Raw genomic sequence first — 18,564 nt, forward strand, 5'->3', positions numbered from 1 at the left:
ACTAGTGGTCAAACTCACTGTATTTTTAACCAGCAAGGCAGAGATCCTCTCCAACAACTCTTCATTCAGTCTAGCTATTTTTACCATATTCCATCCCATAACACGGGCAGCCAGCATATCAGGTTTTGCCCCTGACCAAATAAATCTAGATGGTTCGCATAAATCTCTTCAGCATACATATCAAAAAAATGTTTTAAAATCTTACAGTTATCTTCGATAGCGTCCCCACGGATTTCAAGCTGGTTCTCATAGGTCATGAGCTTTAAGAATACTATTCCAGGAAGCATACAGAATTTAAAGTGGTGCTTTCCTTCCAGCTCAACTTGTGGAAAACCATAATTATATCTCTTTTTATAACCAGGAATGCTTACATCTGTAAGCCCGATGTCTTCAACCGTTACATAAGTTCCTTTACCTTCTATTTCACCAAAAGGCAGTAAATCGATTTCTATAATACTTTTCCATACCAATACGAAAGCATTGCCTTTATAATGATGAAACCCTGCGGTCTCTATCAGATATTTTTTTAATGTTTCATAAGTTCCTTTGTCATTAATAAAAACACTTTCGCCATCTATTTATCCTGAAGATGTCGATTAAAAAACATTGAGCATTAATTAATGCCTAAATTACTTTCCTTCCCTCTTGATATTTCACGCGGAGACGAAAAATTCATCTTCAATATTCCTTTTCTACCTGATTTGAAAATTGAATTGAAGAGTGATAATTATGAGTTTGACTAGAGCCTTGAAATTAACCAATCAATTATAGTAAATAAAAAAATAGTTATTAATTACACCATAAAGTTAAAAATCTTAGATATCTTCCAAATTACAATATCTCTTTACTTACAAGAATTGTTAAGAAATTATTTTGGTTTCATCCTATAAAATGAAACATAATTATACTATAATAAGTGTATTATTTTTTACTGTTTACACGCTTTAAAAGTCTAAGAAACATCAAAAAAAATACTTCCAAGATAAACTTTTATTGCAATGTTTTTTTATTTCAAAATTTCATATCTTTAAGTTTAAAACTTTCATTCCTAAAAAGTTATGACTATGAAAATAAAAATTTACTTGCTCTCTACCCTGATTACAATATTAATCGTTTCCATCACTTACCGCTACACACGATCAGCTTTTGTGCAACAAAGAATAATATCTAGCTCAACAAACTGTACTGTAAATCCAAACAATACGGTATTAACAGCATTTAAAAAAACTATTGAAAATAAGTATAAACCTGCGGGGAAGGCTCCAAAAGGAATGGTTTGGGTTCCTGGCGGCGAATTTTCAATGGGAAGCAATGTTAAAGATGAAAGTCTTTGCAGCATAAAAGGAATCACAAAAGATGCTGCTCCTGTACACAGAGTCTACGTTGATGGTTATTATATGGATGAAACTGAAGTAACTAACGAACAATATGAGCAATTTGTAAGAGCAACCGGTTATATTACAGTTGCAGAACAAAAACCTACTAAGGAAGAATTTCCAACTGCTAATGAAGAAGATTTGGTTACAGGTTCAGTTATTTTTACTCCTACTCCAACTGCCGTCAATTTGAATAATTTTCTGCAATGGTGGCGTTATGAACCTGGTACAGATTGGAAACATCCAAATGGACCACAAAGTAGTATAAAAGGAAAAGAAAAATACCCGGTTGTACATATTACTTATGAAGATGCTACTTTCTATGCAAAATGGGCAGGAAAAAGACTTCCTACAGAAGCAGAATGGGAATTTGCAGCTCGTGGTGGCAAAACAGGAAATTTATATACTTGGGGAAATACTTTAAAACCAAACGGGAAATTCCAGGCGAATATCTATCAGGGGCATTTTCCTATTAAGGATGGAGACACTGGAGAAGATGGCTTTAAAGGTATCGCTCCTACTGCACAATATTCTCCAAATGGATACGGATTGTATGATATGGCCGGAAATGTTTGGGAGTGGACTAGTGATTGGTATAGCATAGATTATTACAAAACATTAAGCGAAAGCGGAATGGTAACTAAAAATCCGCAAGGACCGGATTCTTATAATGACCCTGCTGATCCAAATCAAATAAAAAGAGTACATCGCGGAGGATCCTTTTTATGCACTGATCAATATTGCACACGTTACATGGTTGGAACCAGAGGAAAAGGTGAAGTCAGATCCGCAGCTAATCATCTTGGTTTTAGATGCGTAAAAAGTATTTAGAGAAAAATCGATTTCAAAATGAATTATTATTAAAAAATGGTAGAGCAATAATTGTTTACATTAAAAATTCAAGAAATATATTACTGTATCAGCTTCTAAAATAAGTGGGAGTTACTGCACCTGTCTCAAGAGACAGCACGTAATTTTGCAGCCAATTCAAAATTCAGAAGTTTGTCTTAAAAAAACTATGTTATAGAAGGCAGTCGAAATTCTGTCAATACTGTGAAAAAATAAACGTCATTAAGGACACTGATTCTCAAAATGAAGTGACAAATAAAATTTACTACAAATTTATAGTTTTAACAAATTTCATAGTAAAGTAAACGAAAAAAAAGATCTTGTTTACAGCGATTTACAAAGACTGGTTAAATTTTATGATGACCTATATAATATTGAACCAAAATAATGTTCCGGACAATCCAAAACTAGTGATTAAATTATAACGAACAAACATATCCTAAATGACCATATTCCCAGATTAATATCAAATTATTTATGTCTTATAATATACCCAACCATCTAAAAGGTCTTAATAATAACGAGGTGACCGCTTTAAGAAAGAAATATGGCTACAACCAGATAGACGGTATCAATAAAAATGCTGGGCTTGAACTACTAATGGATATACTGAAAGAGCCAATGCTAATGCTCTTGTTTGCTATTTCGATTATTTACCTCATCATAGGTGATTATGGTGAAGCTCTATTTATGTTTCTGTCGATCGCAGTAGTTTCTGCTATTTCATTATATCAGGATACCCGAAGTAAAAAAGCATTAGAGGCATTAGAAAAACTGAATGAACCATTGAGCAAGGTTATCCGAAATGCGCAGGTAATTGAAATTCCAACCCATGAAATTACAGTAGGAGATCTCTGTATTATCGAAGAAGGAAAAATGGTTAATGCAGACGGTGAAATTATACACAGTAACGATTTTTCCGTTAATGAAGCCTCTCTGACTGGTGAAAGTCTTTCTGTATTCAAAAACAGCGAAAGTGAAGACAATAAAGTTTATAGCGGGACTTTAACTGTTTCGGGACTGGCAGTATTTAAAGTAGAAAAAATTGGAAAAGACACCCGCATTGGTAAAATTGGTATTTCTATTTCGGAAATAAAAGAAGAAAACTCGCCTTTACAGCTTCAAATACGCAGATTTGTAAAGGCAATGGCCATTGTAGGGATTGTTATTTTTGGGATTGTATGCACCGTTAACTACTACCATACGAACAATCTCATTGATAGCCTGCTCAACGGGCTAACACTCGCAATGTCGGTCCTGCCGGAAGAAATTCCCGTAGCATTTACCACATTCATGACATTGGGGGCATGGAAGCTGATGCGTGATGGCATTATTGTCAAACGTAGCAACATCGTGGAAACATTAGGCAGTACAACGGTTATCTGCACCGATAAAACTGGAACTATTACCGAAAACATAATGCAGCTAAAGCATCTTTACAATTACCAGTCTGACACAATTTTCAATGAAACAGATTTCGATAATACCTCACTTTCTCCACTTATTGACTATGCAATGTGGAGCAGTGAGCCTGTACCTTTTGACCCAATGGAAAAAACCTTACACAGTTTGTATACGCAAACAAAAAGAGGCGACCAACAAAAAGAATTTCAAATGATACACGAATATCCGCTGGACGGGAAGCCACCAATGATGACACACCTTTTTGAGAATAAGAAAAAGCAACGGATTATCGCAGCAAAAGGGGCACCGGAGGCCATTCTCAATGTTTCAACACTTTCCGGAAATGAAAAAGATAGGGTGCGCAATATTATCAAGACTTTAGGACAGCAGGGATTTCGGATTTTAGGTGTAGCAAAATCAAATTTTGAAGGCAATAATTTTCCTGAAAAACAACAAGATTTCAGGTTTGATTTCCTAGGGTTAGTGGTTTTCTATGACCCACCAAAGAAAAATATACAAGAAGTTTTTCGCCATATTTATGATGCAGGCATCAAAGTAAAAGTAATTACTGGCGATAATATCGATACTACAAGAAGTATCGCTACACAGGCAGGAATTAAGCATACATCTGAAGCCATAGAAGGTAAAGACATCATGGAATACACAGAAGAACAGCTTTTGCAGGCTGCCCAAGAAAAAGTATTATTTACGCGGATGTTTCCCGATGCAAAACTAGCTGTGGTAAATGCACTAAAAAAGAAAGGCGAAGTGGTGGCAATGCTGGGCGATGGTGTAAATGATGGTCCTGCCCTCAAAGCAGCTCATATTGGTGTGGCAATGGGGAGTAAAGGAACAGAAATTGCCAAAGCGGCAGCCGCATTAGTGATTACTAATGATGATTTAGACAAATTGATTACCGGCATTGCATCAGGCAGAAGGATTTATGCCAATATCAAAAAAGCCATTCAGTATATCATTTCCATTCATATTCCAATTGTTCTTACCGTTTCACTTCCGTTGTTTTTAGGCTGGAAATTTCCACAAATATTCACACCTGTACACGTTATCTTTTTAGAATTGGTAATGGGTCCTACCTGTTCCATTGTCTATGAAAATGAACCGATGGAGCGAAATACAATGTTGAAAAAGCCACGGAAAATGACTGATACATTCCTCAATTGGAAGGAACTGGTTGTCAGTATAATTCAGGGGTTAGTTATAACGATTGGTGTATTGTTCGTTTATCAATATACAGTACAAAACGGTGGTCGCGAAGAAAAAACAAGAGCAATGGTTTTTACTACATTGATTTTTGCCAATATTTTGTTGAGCCTCGCGAACCGTTCCTTCCATTACAGCCTGTTTGAAAGTTTCAAAAATAAGAATATACTGTTTGTAATAATTAACTTCCTAACTATCATTATGTTATTCGCCATCTTATATATTGGCCCTTTGGCTAATTTCTTCCACTTAACCGGATTAAATATAGCGGAATTAGGTATGGCAGCCATTATCGCTTCCACATCCGTATTATGGTTTGAAGTGTATAAATTGGTTAGACGTCTAAGATAAAAACAACACAGAAATCATAAATGAGCATTTTTTACTCCAAACATTTTTTTCTAAAAGCATAACCAAGATAAAATCAGACTCTCTCTTTGTTAGTGAATACTTATTGACTTAGTTAATAATTATAATCAATAAACGATAGAATTAATTCCAAATTATGAAAACCAATTTAAATTAGATACTGTTGATCCACGCATTTCCAAACTAGCAAATTATACACAAGCATTCGGTTGGCTGACCAATTTTTCCTAAGTAGACCAGAAATTGGAGCTGATAACTTTTGCCCCAAAAAGTTAAGGTTGTAATCTTAAAATAAGCAGCAAAAATTCTGAGCCATTACATCAGATAAGTCTTTATAATTTAAAAAAGCCCTCTTCAGGGCTTTAAATTTGTTGTATAAAACTTAGACTATTTCTACCAAATTACGGTAATCATATTTTTTATACTTCTCAACATTTTTCTTTTCTTTATTTAATTCGATCAACTCATTCTTTATTTGAACTCTATACCAATATTCAGGTTTAGTGTGCGAAAAACAACTTAACTTTAAAACTAACTCTGCATTAAGTTTTCTAACTCCTGTCAAATATTTATGAAGATTACTATCTTCCATTCCAAAATACGTTGCTAGTTCCTTTTTAGTTAATTTAAGGGCTTTCAAATACATTTTAACAAAATCAAGTACCTTTAAAACTTCAATATCATCACTTTCGTTCTGAATATAATCTTCTAATTTATACTGAATAGAAAGCAATTGATTTGTTAATATTCTTTCTTTGGATTGTTTAGAAGAATGCAATAAAATAGTCTGCTTAATATCTTCTCTTTTCTTGTCATTCCAAATATTTTCAAATTTAATTTCTTTATTTTTCATCTTAATTAATCTAAAAACTCGGTTATTAATTTTTGTCCCCCTTCAGGAGGGATAAGCATAGTCGTACTATCTCCTAATCGTACAGCATTATATTTTGTTGAATACACTTTCATTAATTTAGTCTCATCTTCTATATTTTCTTCCAAAACATCAAAAGCCAACCAACCTTGAAAATGGTCTTCACCATTCATAAAACTCAGCCTGCAGGCAAAAGCAATTAAACAACCTGCAACATTATCATATTCTTTTACTGTACCAACATTATGAGGTGCTATTTCAATAAAAGCCATATAAGGCTCAATTTTATCTCTCATTTCAAATGATAGGCAGCCTTCAATTCTTTCAGAAGTTTCCTCAGAAACTAAAACATAAGTTTCAAAGTTTTTTTTCTTTAAATGCTTATGAAAATCAAACCTCCATCCATCAACTACAGAAGGAAGACTCACTTTCAATAGTTTTGCATCTGAAATTTTAGCATTAACTAATGTATTTCCTTCTATTTTTAATATTTTTACATTCATTATTTGAATTGATTCGTTATACAAATATACAATTTTAATTATACAAATTGTACAATTTAATTGCGTTTTTATTTTAATATTTCTTTTCTAGTATGCAATTTAAATATTTGGAAAATAACGATTAACAAACCAGCACCGTTATGCATTTATCTTAATATTCCTCAATAGTAACCATTTATACCCTGATAACAAGACACAATTAGATATGAATTTAATTGTGCCTTATTAAATTAAGATTTTAAACCAAGACTTTTCTTCATTTGAATCAGTTCTTGTTCCATTTTTTCAATTGTTTCTATAGTTACCTTAACAGAATTGCCTTGCTTCTCTTCTAGTCTTTGTTTTAATCCCTGCATCTCACGCCCGATGGTAAGCTCTTCAGTTATAGCATATCCTTCTGTCTGGCTTACAGACTGATGTCCCAGCATTTCCTTTACTACATGAATTGGTACATTATTATTTAACGTAACAGTACTAGCGAAGGTTCTTCTCGCCTTGTGGGTATTTAACACACTTCTTATCCCGCACAAATCAGCAATTTCTTTAAGGTATTCATTCATTTTCTGATTTGAACTTACAGGCAGTACAGAATTTCTCTGTATGCATAAAGGGTGATTTTTGTAACTCTCTATTATTTCAATAGCTTTTGGCAGTAAAGGAACATTTATTGTGTTTTTTGTTTTCTGTCTTGCAGACATTATCCATTTCTCTTGATCAATACCAAACTTTAAGTCAGACTGCTTTAAATTAAATACATCAATATATGCAAGACCAGTATAACACTGAAAGACAAAAACATCTCTTACCACACTGAGACGATCTGTTAAAAATTTATGCTTTTCCAATAGTGACAACTCATGATTAGTTAAAGGCTTTTTAGGCACTTTAATCTTTTTAGATTTAAAACGCTTAAATGGATCTGCAGAAATAATTTCTTTATCAACCCCGATAAGAACAACCTTCTTAAAATTAGAAATATATTTGAGAGCAGTGTTATTGCTTATATTCTTTACTGTTTTAAGATAAAACTCATAATCTTTTACAAATTCAAAATTCAGCTCGCTAAATTCCATATCCCTTAAACCGTATTTATAAAACATAAACTCGGTAACATGTTTTTTTGATATCTCGTAACGCTCATGGGTGCCAATAGCATACTCCTCTTTTTCTACTAAAGCTAACATTTGATCATTGTGGAGCTGAAATTCCTGCAGCACTGTGGACTTTACAGTAGTTTTACCTAAAGCATAGTTAATAAGTTTTACACTGCTGACAATCTCTCGTTTCTCAGAGAGTTCGTCTCTGTATTTGTTTATTTTTAATTCAAGCGAATTCAAAAACAAATTTAAAGCCTTAGCATCTTCTTTATTTCCTGTCGCCCTTGCAGTCTTCTGCTCCCACCGGTTAAAATCCCATTTTCGTTTAGTGGATGTTTCTTTAGGAACTCCATCTACAGTAATTCTCAGATAAATATACTTCTCTTTGGTACTTTTTACGGAACTCTTCAAAAAGAAGGTAATTCCAAAACTGTTTTCTAACATAATTCAACAATTTAATAAGTTAATAAAGGTCGAATTATAATATCTCTAAATCAAGTCGTTAACCAGCTTTACATGTTGAAGAACAACACTTTAACTCGTTTTTTGTGGCAATTTTTTTTAGCAGAATAAATTGCCACGAATGTGCCATAAAAATTAGCGAAAGAATGAGCGTTTTTGAAACTAGAATGAACAAAAAAAAACCCGCATCTCAGTAAAGATGCGGGTTTTCAACGTTTTGACCGATTCAAAAAATCGGTCTTAGTGATCCCAGAAGGATTCGAACCTTCGACCTACGCATTAGAAGTGCGTTGCTCTATCCAGCTGAGCTATGGAACCATTTCTTTTTAAACTTATGGTAAAGTTTAGTCGGGGTGGCAGGATTCGAACCTGCGGCCTCCTGCTCCCAAAGCAGGCGCGATAACCGGGCTACGCTACACCCCGAAGGCAAAATTTAAGCGGAGAGACAGGGACTCGAACCCTGGCGACGGTTACCCGTCGACAGATTAGCAATCTGCTCCATTACCGCTCTGGCACCTCTCCAAGCTCAAGAAACGTGTTCTGTTTTGCGGTTGCAAATGTAAGACAACATTCCATATCTCACAACTATTTTTGCGCTTTTTTTAAAGTTTTTTTCATCTTTTTTCTAAAACACTTCACAATCAAACGAATAGAATTAACAAAAATTTCATCTTAAATTTAAAATCACCCTATTTGACACAAAATTTGAATTTATTCAAATAAAGAGTAAATTTGCTAGATAACTAATATTAACAGAAAATGAACAAAAGAGTTGTGATTGTTTCTGCCGTTAGAACACCTATCGGAAGTTTCATGGGAGGGTTATCTACCGTAACCGCACCAAAATTAGGCGCTGCCGCTATTAAAGGAGCCCTTCAAAAAATTAACCTAGACCCAAAATTAGTTGATGAAGTTTTTATGGGTAATGTAATTCAGGCAGGCGTTGGACAAGCTCCAGCCCGTCAAGCAGCTCTTTTTGCTGGTTTGTCTGAAGAAGTTGTTGCTACTACTGTAAACAAAGTTTGTGCTTCTGGAATGAAAGCAGTAATGTTCGCTGCGCAAGCAATTGCCTGCGGAGATGCAGAAATTGTAGTTGCTGGCGGAATGGAAAGCATGAGTTTAATTCCACACTACGTACAAATGCGTGCCGGAAATAAATTTGGACCAGCAACAATGTTGGACGGAATGCAAAAAGATGGTTTGACAGATGCTTACGATAACAACGCAATGGGAGTTTGCGCTGATTTATGTGCAACTGAATACAACATCAGCCGTGAAGAACAAGATAATTTTGCCATTCAATCTTACGAAAGAAGTGCAAAAGCTTGGGATGCCGGAAAATTTGACAATGAAGTTGTTCCTGTTGAAGTACCACAAAGACGTGGTGAACCAATTATATTCTCTAAAGATGAAGAATACACTAATGTAAAATTAGATAAAATTCCATCATTAAGCCCAGTTTTTACAAAAGACGGAACTGTAACTGCTGCAAATGCCTCTACAATTAATGATGGAGCTGCCGCTTTAATTTTAATGTCGGAAGAAAAAGCAAATGCATTGGGTTTAAAGCCTCTTGCTTACATAAAAGGCTATGCTGATGCTGCACAAGAACCTAAATGGTTTACTACAAGTCCAGCAAAAGCATTACCAAAAGCATTAGACAAGGCAGGAATTTCAATTTCAGATGTAGATTATTTTGAATTCAATGAAGCATTTTCTGTGGTTGGTTTAGCCAATGCAAAAATCTTAAATTTAGATAACAACAAAGTAAACGTAAACGGTGGCGCTGTTTCTCTTGGACATCCTCTTGGAGCATCTGGAGCACGTATTATCGTAACTTTACTAAACGTTTTAGAACAAAACAATGCAAAAACCGGAGCTGCTGCAATTTGCAATGGCGGTGGAGGTGCATCTGCAATTGTTATCGAAAGAGCTTAAATACTAATAAATCAAAATAGGAGTTATTGATTTAACTCCTATTTTTCAACTTATAAATTACCTTAAATGTTCGGAATTTGCAATTTAGCCATAGTACCCGTTCGAGCCGAAGCTAGTGACAGAAGTGAAATCGTTACACAACTTTTATTTGGCGAGCATATCGAAATCTTAGAACGCCATAATCAATGGGCAAAAATCAAAATTCAGTTTGATGATTATGAAGGCTGGGTCGATTCGAAACAATATCAGGTAATCTCTGAAGAACAGTACAATCAATTAAGCAAAGAAGCCATTATCTTAAATGCCGATTTGATTGATTATATTACAGCTCCAAATAATTTATTACTTCCAATTCCGCTTGGAGCCTCGCTATCTTTTTTAAATAACAGCGAAATCAACATTTCAAACTTTGATTTTGAAGGAACCAAAACCAGCGGTATAAAACCGAAAAGCGCTCTAATAAATACAGCTTTTATGTATTTAAATGCACCTTATCTTTGGGGCGGAAAAACACCTTTTGGAATCGATTGCTCTGGTTTTACCCAAATGGTTTACAAATTAAACGGCTATAAAATTCATCGTGACGCCTCACAGCAAGCGCTTGACGGTGAACCTTTAAGTTTTATTGAAGAAAGCGAGCCTGGAGATTTGGCCTTTTTTGATAACGACGAAGGAAACATCATTCACGTCGGAATCATTATGGAAAACAACTATATCATTCACGCAAGTGGAAAAGTACGCATCGACCGTTTAGACCACACAGGAATTTACAACCCAGAAATAAACAAACACACGCACAAACTTCGTGTAATCAAGAAGATTATCTAAGGGCTTTGATTTTATTATCGAAAAATTGAATAACGTACGCGGATAAAACAGATTCGCTTTGCGAAAACGCGGATTTCAACGGATTTTTTTTCTCTCGCAGATTTAACAGATTAAGCTGATTTATTTTAAATTCTGCCTAAATTATTTAAAATCTGCATGAAACAAAAAAATCATTTAATCACTTTAATCTGTGGCTAAAAATTAGTGCAAATTCGAGAAATTAGTGGTAAACAAAATCTACGCACTCAATCGAATCGTCTTTCTAAATTCTGAAGGACTGTAGCCTTTTTGCTTTTTAAAGAATTTATTAAAGTGGCTTTCATCCGTAAAACCAAATTCATAAGCAATTTCGTTAATTCGCTTATCACTAAATTGCAAGCGATGTTCAATCAACTTCGTTTTATAATTGCTGATATACTGTTGCATCGTTTCATCGGCATGTTTCTTAAAATAACGCCCTAAATACGTATTCGAAATTCCGAAATAATCACTTATCGATTCCGCTTTAATTTTCTCCGGATAATAAATATTCGTCTGAATGTATTGCAAGATATCCATTGCCTTTGCTTCCGTTCCTACATTCACTTGTTCCGGCAAATATTTCGCAATATTTCGAGCCACAATAATAATCAGTGTATTAACCAATTGCTGAATCAATTCCTGATTGTAAACATCTTTATCCTGATGTTCTCTGCAAATCGCTTCAATCATCACCTTCACCAAACATTTATCAGCATCATTTTTTAAAATACAGCCCGGCTGATGATTCGCATTCTGAAGAATATATTCTAAACGCTGAACATTCTCGTTTTGCAGACTCGAATTCTTCAAATAAATATCATTGAATCTCAAAAAGAAAAACTTCGTTTTGGTTTCAATTGTAAAATTATGACAATCCTCAGGCGTCAATAAAAACATATGTCCGGCATCATATTCGAAAATATTTTTGTTGATGCACTGTCTTCCTGTTCCACTTAAAATATATACCAATTCAAAGAAATTATGACGATCTCCAACATCCGGATATTCATCCAAAGTCTCAAAGGAAACCGTAAACGGCTCGTATAAATTTTCTTTTTTCATGACTTCTAAAGTATTTGAAGTTGCAAATTTACATAAAAAAGACAAATATATACAAGTTAACACTCTTAAAAATGGTATAATTTTGCCAAGTGAAATTTAAGATATAAAAATACAACATTATGGAATATAGAAAATTAGGCAACTCAGAACTTGAATTATCAGCAATAACATACGGCGCATTTGCCATTGGCGGAAACATGTGGGGCGGAAACGAAAAGAAAGATTCAATAGAATCTGTTCAGGCGTCTATCGATCATGGCGTAACCACAATAGACACCGCTCCTTTTTACGGATTTGGTTTAAGCGAAGAAATGATTGGCGAAGCAATAAAATCTTATGATCGCTCTAAAGTTCAGTTGTTGACCAAATTCGGTTTAGTTTGGGACGGAAGCAACAACGGAAAAGGCGATTTTTTTTTCGACGCCGATGATAACGGTAAAAAAGTTCCTATTTACAAATATTCATCAAAAGCAAACGTAATAAAAGAAATCGAAGAAAGCCTAAAACGTCTTCAAACCGATTATATCGATTTGCTTCAAATTCACTGGCCGGACTCCACTACTCCAATTTCCGAAACCATGGAAGCTGTCGAAACTTTAATCCAACAAGGAAAAATCAGAGCTTTTGGCGTAAGTAATTATAGTATTTCGCAAATTCAGGAAGCACAAAAAACAGTTCAAATCGCTTCAAATCAAGTCGCATACAGCATGTTGAATCGCAAAATTGAAACCGATTTAATTCCGTTTACAGTTGCAGAAAACATCGGAATCATTGCTTACAGTCCAATGGAAAGAGGTTTATTAACCGGGAAATATTTCACCGACAGCAAACTAAAAGAAAACGATCATAGAAACGGTTATTTTGGACAATTCGACCTTCAAAAAGTAAAAACTTTGGTTGAAGAATTAAGTTCATTGGCAAACGCAAAACACATTTCAATTTCGCAATTAGTATTACGATGGACGTCATTACAAAAAGGAATTGCAGTTGTTTTAGCCGGAGCAAGAAACGCAGAACAAGCCATTTCAAACGCAAAAGCAATGGATTTCGATTTATCAGCTTCAGAATTGGAGTTTATTAATCAGGCAATTTCAAAGCTTAAATAATATTTTAAACACATAGAAACATAGTTTTACTTTGTCTATAAAGGCGTTTCACTTGCATTAATAAACATAGTCTGGTCAATCTTGTCATTCCGAGGAACGAGAAATCGCACTAGAAACTCCGCAAACTAAGTCGCCAATCTTTGGCGAGCAACGTGTGCGATTTCTCGTTCCTCGAAATGACAAACTTTGAGAACTATGTGTTAGAAACTAGTTTCTTTCCATTACCTTTTTTCAAGATAGAAAAACCTATGTTTCTATGTGTTTAAAAAAAATCTCAAAATTTAAATAATTAGAATTTGGGCGTGTCCCTCCGGGTCGGGCTTTCGGCTATATCTTTTGTTCCGTTTCACTTCACAAAAGGATACCGCCTCAATCCCTCACGCATCCATTTTCAAAAGAAACAATCCTATAAAAATGAAAAAAATATTTATCATCAACGGAAGTCAAAATTTCGCACATTCAGGCGGAAAATTCAATGAAACAGTAACCGATTGGACAATCGAATACCTAAAAAGTAAAAACTACGAAATAAAAACAACCGATATTAAACAAGATTTTGATTTAGACGAAGAAGTAGAAAAATTCGTTTGGGCAGATGTTGTGGTGTATCACACGCCAGTTTGGTGGTTTCAATTACCCAATCTTTTCAAAAAATACATCGACGACGTTTTCACAGCCGGACACAACAAAGGAATCTACAAAAGCGACGGAAGAAGCCGAGTAAATCCCGACATCAATTACGGAACCGGCGGACAATTACACGGACGCAAATACATGCTAACCACAAGTTGGAATGCACCTGCAACTGCCTTCACACTTCCGGGAGAATTCTTCGAAGAAACTTCTGTTGACGACGGAGCGATGTTTGGTTTCCATAAAATGAATAAATTTGTAGGTATGGAAAAACTAAACGGTTTCCATTTTCACGACGTTGAGAAAGGTGCAACTACCGAAAACATTGTCATTTTCGAAAAAAACTACAAAGCTCATTTAGAAGAAACTTTTAAAAACTTATAATTATGATATCCATTACCGCAATTATTAAAAGTAAAAAAGAAAACATTGAAGACGTTAAAAACATGATTCAAAATTTGGTTACACAAACCAGAAAAGAAGAAGCTTGTATTCGTTATGATCTTCATAATACCGAAAATGTTTTCATCATTTGGGAAGAATGGAAAGATCAGTCCGGACTTGATATCCATAACAATCAGCCTTATTTAGTCGATTTTATCTCAAAAAGTGAAGCTTTTTTATCTGCTCCCGTTCAGGTTTACAAAACGATTCAAATTTTATAAGTTTTTTATAGCCACGAATTCACGAATTATTTTAAATACTTTACGCATAGATTTTAAAAAATAAAATTCGTGAATTCGTGGCTATAAAATTTTTCAGAAAAAGATTAAATTGCCATTTCTTTATCCTATAAAATATGAGTCAATATCATCTTGCCGAAATTAATATCGCAAAAATGAAAGGCGTCGACATCAACGATCCTATCATGAAAGAGTTTGTAGACAATTTAGATCTTGTAAACACCTTAGCTGAAAACAGCGAAGGATTTGTCTGGCGACTTAAAGACGACAGTTACAATGCCACAAACTTAAATCCATACAATGACGAGCAGATAATTGTAAATGTTTCGGTTTGGGAAAACATCGAAACTTTGGAACATTATATGTACAAAACGTTTCACAGTGAATTTCTAAAACGCCGAAAAGAATGGTTTGTGAAATTCGGAAAAGCACACACTGCAATGTGGTGGATTCCAAAAGGACATATTCCAACACTTGAAGAAGCCGTTGAAAAACTAGATTATCTTCAGCAAAACGGAGCTTCAGAACTTGTTTTTGATTTAAGAACCAAATTCTCTGCACCAAATGAACATAAAGAAAAAGCGAAATAAAGAATCTTTATTTCGCTTTTCTATTTTACTTTTTAGTTGCTATATCAAATATTCGGCAATAGTTTCCGCCACCAATTTTAGCAATTTCTCCTTCTTTAAAACCAGCGTTCAATAATGATTCCACAACCGTATAATAAAACCCTTGTTTCTCAATTCCCCAGGTCTGATTCGTCCCCTGAGATCCTTGCTTTTTATTATTGTCTTGAGCTTTTTGATCATTTTCTTTTTTAGGCGGTTCATTTTGTCCTTGCGGTTTTTTGTCTTCACCTTGTCCCCAGCCTTTATCATTTGGCGAACGATAGGCTGGCGTCAATTTTGTGTCTGTTCCAATGCAGACATGATCAATACCAACAACATCAACCATTGCTTTAATATTATCGGCAAATTCTGTTGGAGAATCCGCGAGATGCGTCCAAACACCAATCACACCACCATTATCAGCAACGATTTTAGCTTGTTCATTATTAATTAATCTTGGCATCATCATCTTAGACATAAATTCATTATTTCCTAAACGCGTATTTAGCCCAGTATGAGAAACCAAAACAGGATTTTTAGCTACTTTTAAAGCTCCATTTACCGTATTATTATCACAATGCGACAAATCGACCAAAATTCCCAATCTTTCGCATTCCCTAATAACTTCAGAACCAAAAGTCGTAAGTCCGCCCCATTGTGGTGTTTTTGTAAAAATATCACCAAGCGGTACCGAAGCATCATTATCATGAAGCAATCCCAAATGTCTTAAACCGCGATCGTAGGTAATTTGCAAACGCTCAATTTTGCCTTCAAGAAAATGCCCGCCTTCAACAGACTGAATTACAGTTGGCTTTTTAGCTTTTTTCGCCAACTCAAGATCTTTAAAGTTTAAAGAACGTTGCATATTATTAGACTTCAATATTTCATCCATTGCAGTCAAACCGTTAAGGAATCTTTCATAAGCATCTCCCGGATTTACTAACTTCTGATAATCAACTGCAAAAGTCATACAAATCGCCTTTAATCCAGATTTGTTTAATTCACCAGCCAAATCAACTTTTGGCCCGGGAAGTTCCGATTTGATTAGCGGAACATCAATATGATTATGTGTATCAATTCCAAAAGTTCTCGCAACAATACCGGCAATTCCAGGATCTAAATCATTTCCTGCCCACGACAAAAGCGGATTTAACATTAATGCTGTACCTGCTCCGCTCATTGTTAGCAAAAAACTTCTGCGATTCCATTCTTGATTTTGACTCATTTATATTGATTTTGAATGTTTGAAACTAAAATAAACTTGATAATACAAATCAACGCTTTTTTTATATTCTAAAACTAATTATTATACAGATCAATAACTACAAACGACCAATAGTATTAATTCTTCTATTAACCTTTTTCTTAAATCAAAAAAAAATGCCACGAATTACACGAATTTGCACTAATTTTTATTCGCTAAGAAAAATTTAATTCGTGAAAATTCGTGAAATTAGTGGCGAAAAAACAATTATTTAATTCCGCCAAAAGCGCCAAAACACATATTTTTATGCAAAATTTCGACTTTTGAAAAACCAACTTTTTTCATCAAATCCAATTGATAATTCATTGATCTTGGTGTATCTTCTTTAGCAATATAATCGAATACATTTTGGCGGTATTCTGCTCCTCCAATTCCTTCTAAATATTCGCCGTAACGTTGCCAGGTATATTCGTTTAATAATTCCGTGTCTTGCGTAATCAAATCCGAAATCATAAAACAACCGCCCGGTTTTAACAATTTGAATATTTTTTCGAACGTTGTTTCCCAATCCTGATCATCTCTCAAATGATGTAAAACTGCTCCGGCCAAAATAATATCAAACTGATTTTCCGGCAAAGCGACTTCGCGGATATCACCTTGCTTAATCTCGACTTTTCCACTTGTTTCTGCTGAAACTCTTTCTAAAGCTTTCTCCAACATCGGCAAACTCAAATCGACCAAAGTGCAGTTTAAATTTGGCAATTTAGACAACATCATTAAAGTATAATTTCCTGCACCACAGCCAATATCCAAAACATGAGTCGCATTTGGAACAATCCGTTTTGAAGCTTCCGTTATTAATTCCAAAGAAACTTTAGCGTCGATCGTAGACAACTGTCCCGTTTCTAAATTCGAAAATCGTTCGACATCCTTGTCAAATCGTTCTTTGATTTCTGTAATAGTTGATTTTTTCATTGTCTTTACTTTTTTAATCTCTCGCAGATCTAGCAGATTTAGGGGATCTTTTTGCTATTATAGATCGGAAAGTTTAATGATTAAGAATGATTTTAATAAAATTAATTAATAATCTGCCCTATCTGCTGAATCTGCGAGAGAATTATTTTTTCATCAAAACTATCTCTTTCATAAATACTTTAAAAATACTATTTTTATCAATCAACAATACTTTAAAAGTATCATGGAATTACGTCACTTAAAATATTTTTTGGCTGTAGCCGAAGAATTAAACTTTACAAAAGCTTCAGAAAAATTATTCATTTCTCAACCACCATTGAGTCGCCAAATAGCGGAATTGGAAGAAGAACTCCAGGCAAAGCTTTTCATCAGAAACAATAAAAAAGTAGAATTGACCGAAGCCGGAAAATATTTTGAAAAAGAAGTCAAATCAATTTTTCAAGTTCTCGAACGCATTTCCGTTAAAACAAAAAAGATTGCCGAGAATGTTTCGGGCGAATTCAGAATTGCTTATATCAGTTCGATTTATTCTTCAACAATTTCAGATTTAATCAAACACCTGAAAGCACAATTTCCTTATGTAAATTTCAAGCTCTTTGAAGTTTCAACAAGCAAGCAAATCGATGCTTTGGAACAAGGAAAAATCGAAATGGGAATTATTCGTTCCCCGATAAAATCTCCCAAAATAAAATCGCATTTATGGTTTCAGGACGGATTTTCAATTGTTTTTAATAAAAAGAACATTCAGCTAAAATCTGAAAAAGAAATTCTAAACCTGAAAGATGAAACATTCGTTTTCTTCAACAAAGATTATGCACCACATTATCACGAAGTTTTACTGGAACTTTGTGCTTTTTATGGCTTTACGCCGAAAATTATCCACGAAGCCAACAATATCAATTCCATCGTACAATTAGTCAAAAACGGGTTAGGAATTTCGATTGTTCCTTCAAATATTGCAAAAAACAATCAAGATTCTGAAATTGGTTTTATCGAATTGAATAAAGTTAATTTAAAAACAGATGTTTCGATTATAACTTCAAAAGAAGATGATTCTGAAATTACAAAAACTGCTGTTGATTTTTTATTGAATAAAAGTAGTTCACGCTAAGTTTTGTGATGCAATTAATCTCGCAAAGACGCAGAGTCGCAAAGTTTATTCTCATTTTTGTCATTTCGACGAAGGAGAAATCTTCACAAGTAACTCCGTTCCTATAAGCCAATCTTTGTGGAGCTTCTCGTGGAGATTTCTCCTTCGTCGAAATGACAAACTATTCGGAAAAAGCTGTAAAAAAAACTTTGCGCCTTCGCTCCCGATAGCTATCGGGATTGCAAGATTAAATTATAAAAAAAC

The 18,564-nt window shown here is 34.4% G+C and carries 16 protein-coding genes and 3 tRNA genes; 9 read left to right on the plus strand and 10 right to left on the minus strand.

Going from position 1 to position 18,564, the window contains the following annotated elements:
- Positions 1-80: 80 nt before the first annotated feature.
- Positions 81-470, minus strand: coding sequence for a hypothetical protein (locus RB619_RS08215; protein WP_308096246.1), 390 nt, complete (start codon positions 468-470; stop codon positions 81-83).
- A 594-nt stretch (positions 471-1,064) separates the two neighbouring features.
- Here RB619_RS08215 and RB619_RS08220 point away from each other — a divergent pair.
- Both RB619_RS08220 and RB619_RS08225 read left to right on the plus strand, forming a co-directional pair.
- Positions 1,065-2,207, plus strand: coding sequence for a formylglycine-generating enzyme family protein (locus tag RB619_RS08220; protein ID WP_308096248.1), 1,143 nt, complete (start codon positions 1,065-1,067; stop codon positions 2,205-2,207).
- Positions 2,208-2,702: 495 nt separating this feature from the next.
- On the plus strand, positions 2,703-5,201 hold the full coding sequence (locus RB619_RS08225; protein ID WP_308096250.1) for a cation-translocating P-type ATPase: 2,499 nt from the start codon (positions 2,703-2,705) through the stop codon (positions 5,199-5,201).
- 400 nt (positions 5,202-5,601) lie between these two features.
- Here RB619_RS08225 and RB619_RS08230 read toward each other — a convergent pair whose 3' ends face one another.
- The 6 genes from RB619_RS08230 to RB619_RS08255 all read right to left on the minus strand — a co-directional run bounded on the left by RB619_RS08230 (position 5,602) and on the right by RB619_RS08255 (position 8,674).
- Entirely contained in the window at positions 5,602-6,072 is a 471-nt protein-coding gene (locus tag RB619_RS08230) for a helix-turn-helix domain-containing protein (protein ID WP_308068891.1), read from the minus strand.
- A gap of 5 nt (positions 6,073-6,077) precedes the next feature.
- Positions 6,078-6,593, minus strand: coding sequence for a hypothetical protein (locus RB619_RS08235; RefSeq protein ID WP_308096252.1), 516 nt, complete (start codon positions 6,591-6,593; stop codon positions 6,078-6,080).
- A gap of 230 nt (positions 6,594-6,823) precedes the next feature.
- Positions 6,824-8,134 (minus strand): site-specific integrase, encoded by a 1,311-nt coding sequence (locus RB619_RS08240; protein ID WP_308096254.1) that lies wholly within the window; start codon positions 8,132-8,134, stop codon positions 6,824-6,826.
- A 262-nt stretch (positions 8,135-8,396) separates the two neighbouring features.
- Positions 8,397-8,470, minus strand: a tRNA-Arg gene (locus RB619_RS08245).
- A 30-nt stretch (positions 8,471-8,500) separates the two neighbouring features.
- Positions 8,501-8,575, minus strand: a tRNA-Pro gene (locus RB619_RS08250).
- Between the two features lie 15 nt (positions 8,576-8,590).
- Positions 8,591-8,674: transfer RNA gene (locus RB619_RS08255), tRNA-Ser, on the minus strand.
- Between the two features lie 237 nt (positions 8,675-8,911).
- Here RB619_RS08255 and RB619_RS08260 point away from each other — a divergent pair.
- A complete protein-coding gene (locus tag RB619_RS08260; RefSeq protein ID WP_308096256.1) occupies positions 8,912-10,090 on the plus strand; it encodes an acetyl-CoA C-acyltransferase in 1,179 nt (392 codons plus the stop codon).
- Positions 10,091-10,156: 66 nt separating this feature from the next.
- The gene (locus tag RB619_RS08265; protein ID WP_308096258.1) at positions 10,157-10,918 is read left to right on the plus strand and encodes a C40 family peptidase; all 762 of its coding nucleotides are present in this window, start codon (positions 10,157-10,159) and stop codon (positions 10,916-10,918) included.
- Between the two features lie 237 nt (positions 10,919-11,155).
- On the opposite strand, the gene RB619_RS08270 is transcribed toward RB619_RS08265, so the two are convergent.
- The gene (locus tag RB619_RS08270) at positions 11,156-12,001 is read right to left on the minus strand and encodes an AraC family transcriptional regulator (protein ID WP_308096260.1); all 846 of its coding nucleotides are present in this window, start codon (positions 11,999-12,001) and stop codon (positions 11,156-11,158) included.
- 119 nt (positions 12,002-12,120) lie between these two features.
- On the opposite strand from RB619_RS08270, the gene RB619_RS08275 reads away from it, so the two are divergent.
- The 4 genes from RB619_RS08275 (at position 12,121) to RB619_RS08290 (ending at position 15,013) form a co-directional block, all read left to right on the plus strand.
- Positions 12,121-13,107 (plus strand): aldo/keto reductase, encoded by a 987-nt coding sequence (locus tag RB619_RS08275; protein WP_308096262.1) that lies wholly within the window; start codon positions 12,121-12,123, stop codon positions 13,105-13,107.
- Positions 13,108-13,521: 414 nt separating this feature from the next.
- Positions 13,522-14,124, plus strand: coding sequence for an NAD(P)H-dependent oxidoreductase (locus RB619_RS08280; RefSeq protein ID WP_308096264.1), 603 nt, complete (start codon positions 13,522-13,524; stop codon positions 14,122-14,124).
- Between the two features lie 2 nt (positions 14,125-14,126).
- A complete protein-coding gene (locus RB619_RS08285; RefSeq protein WP_308096266.1) occupies positions 14,127-14,405 on the plus strand; it encodes a putative quinol monooxygenase in 279 nt (92 codons plus the stop codon).
- Positions 14,406-14,539: 134 nt separating this feature from the next.
- A complete protein-coding gene (locus tag RB619_RS08290) occupies positions 14,540-15,013 on the plus strand; it encodes a DUF3291 domain-containing protein (RefSeq protein ID WP_308096268.1) in 474 nt (157 codons plus the stop codon).
- Positions 15,014-15,038: 25 nt separating this feature from the next.
- On the opposite strand, the gene RB619_RS08295 is transcribed toward RB619_RS08290, so the two are convergent.
- Positions 15,039-16,256, minus strand: a complete 1,218-nt coding sequence (locus RB619_RS08295) for a membrane dipeptidase (protein ID WP_308096270.1) — start codon at positions 16,254-16,256, stop codon at positions 15,039-15,041.
- 246 nt (positions 16,257-16,502) lie between these two features.
- Positions 16,503-17,210, minus strand: a complete 708-nt coding sequence (locus tag RB619_RS08300) for a class I SAM-dependent methyltransferase (protein WP_308096272.1) — start codon at positions 17,208-17,210, stop codon at positions 16,503-16,505.
- A gap of 223 nt (positions 17,211-17,433) precedes the next feature.
- On the opposite strand from RB619_RS08300, the gene RB619_RS08305 reads away from it, so the two are divergent.
- Entirely contained in the window at positions 17,434-18,321 is an 888-nt protein-coding gene (locus RB619_RS08305; protein WP_308096274.1) for a LysR family transcriptional regulator, read from the plus strand.
- The last annotated feature ends 243 nt before the right edge of the window (positions 18,322-18,564 follow it).

The sequence above is a fragment of the Flavobacterium sp. LHD-80 genome, from assembly GCF_030929605.1.
Taxonomy (GTDB): domain Bacteria; phylum Bacteroidota; class Bacteroidia; order Flavobacteriales; family Flavobacteriaceae; genus Flavobacterium.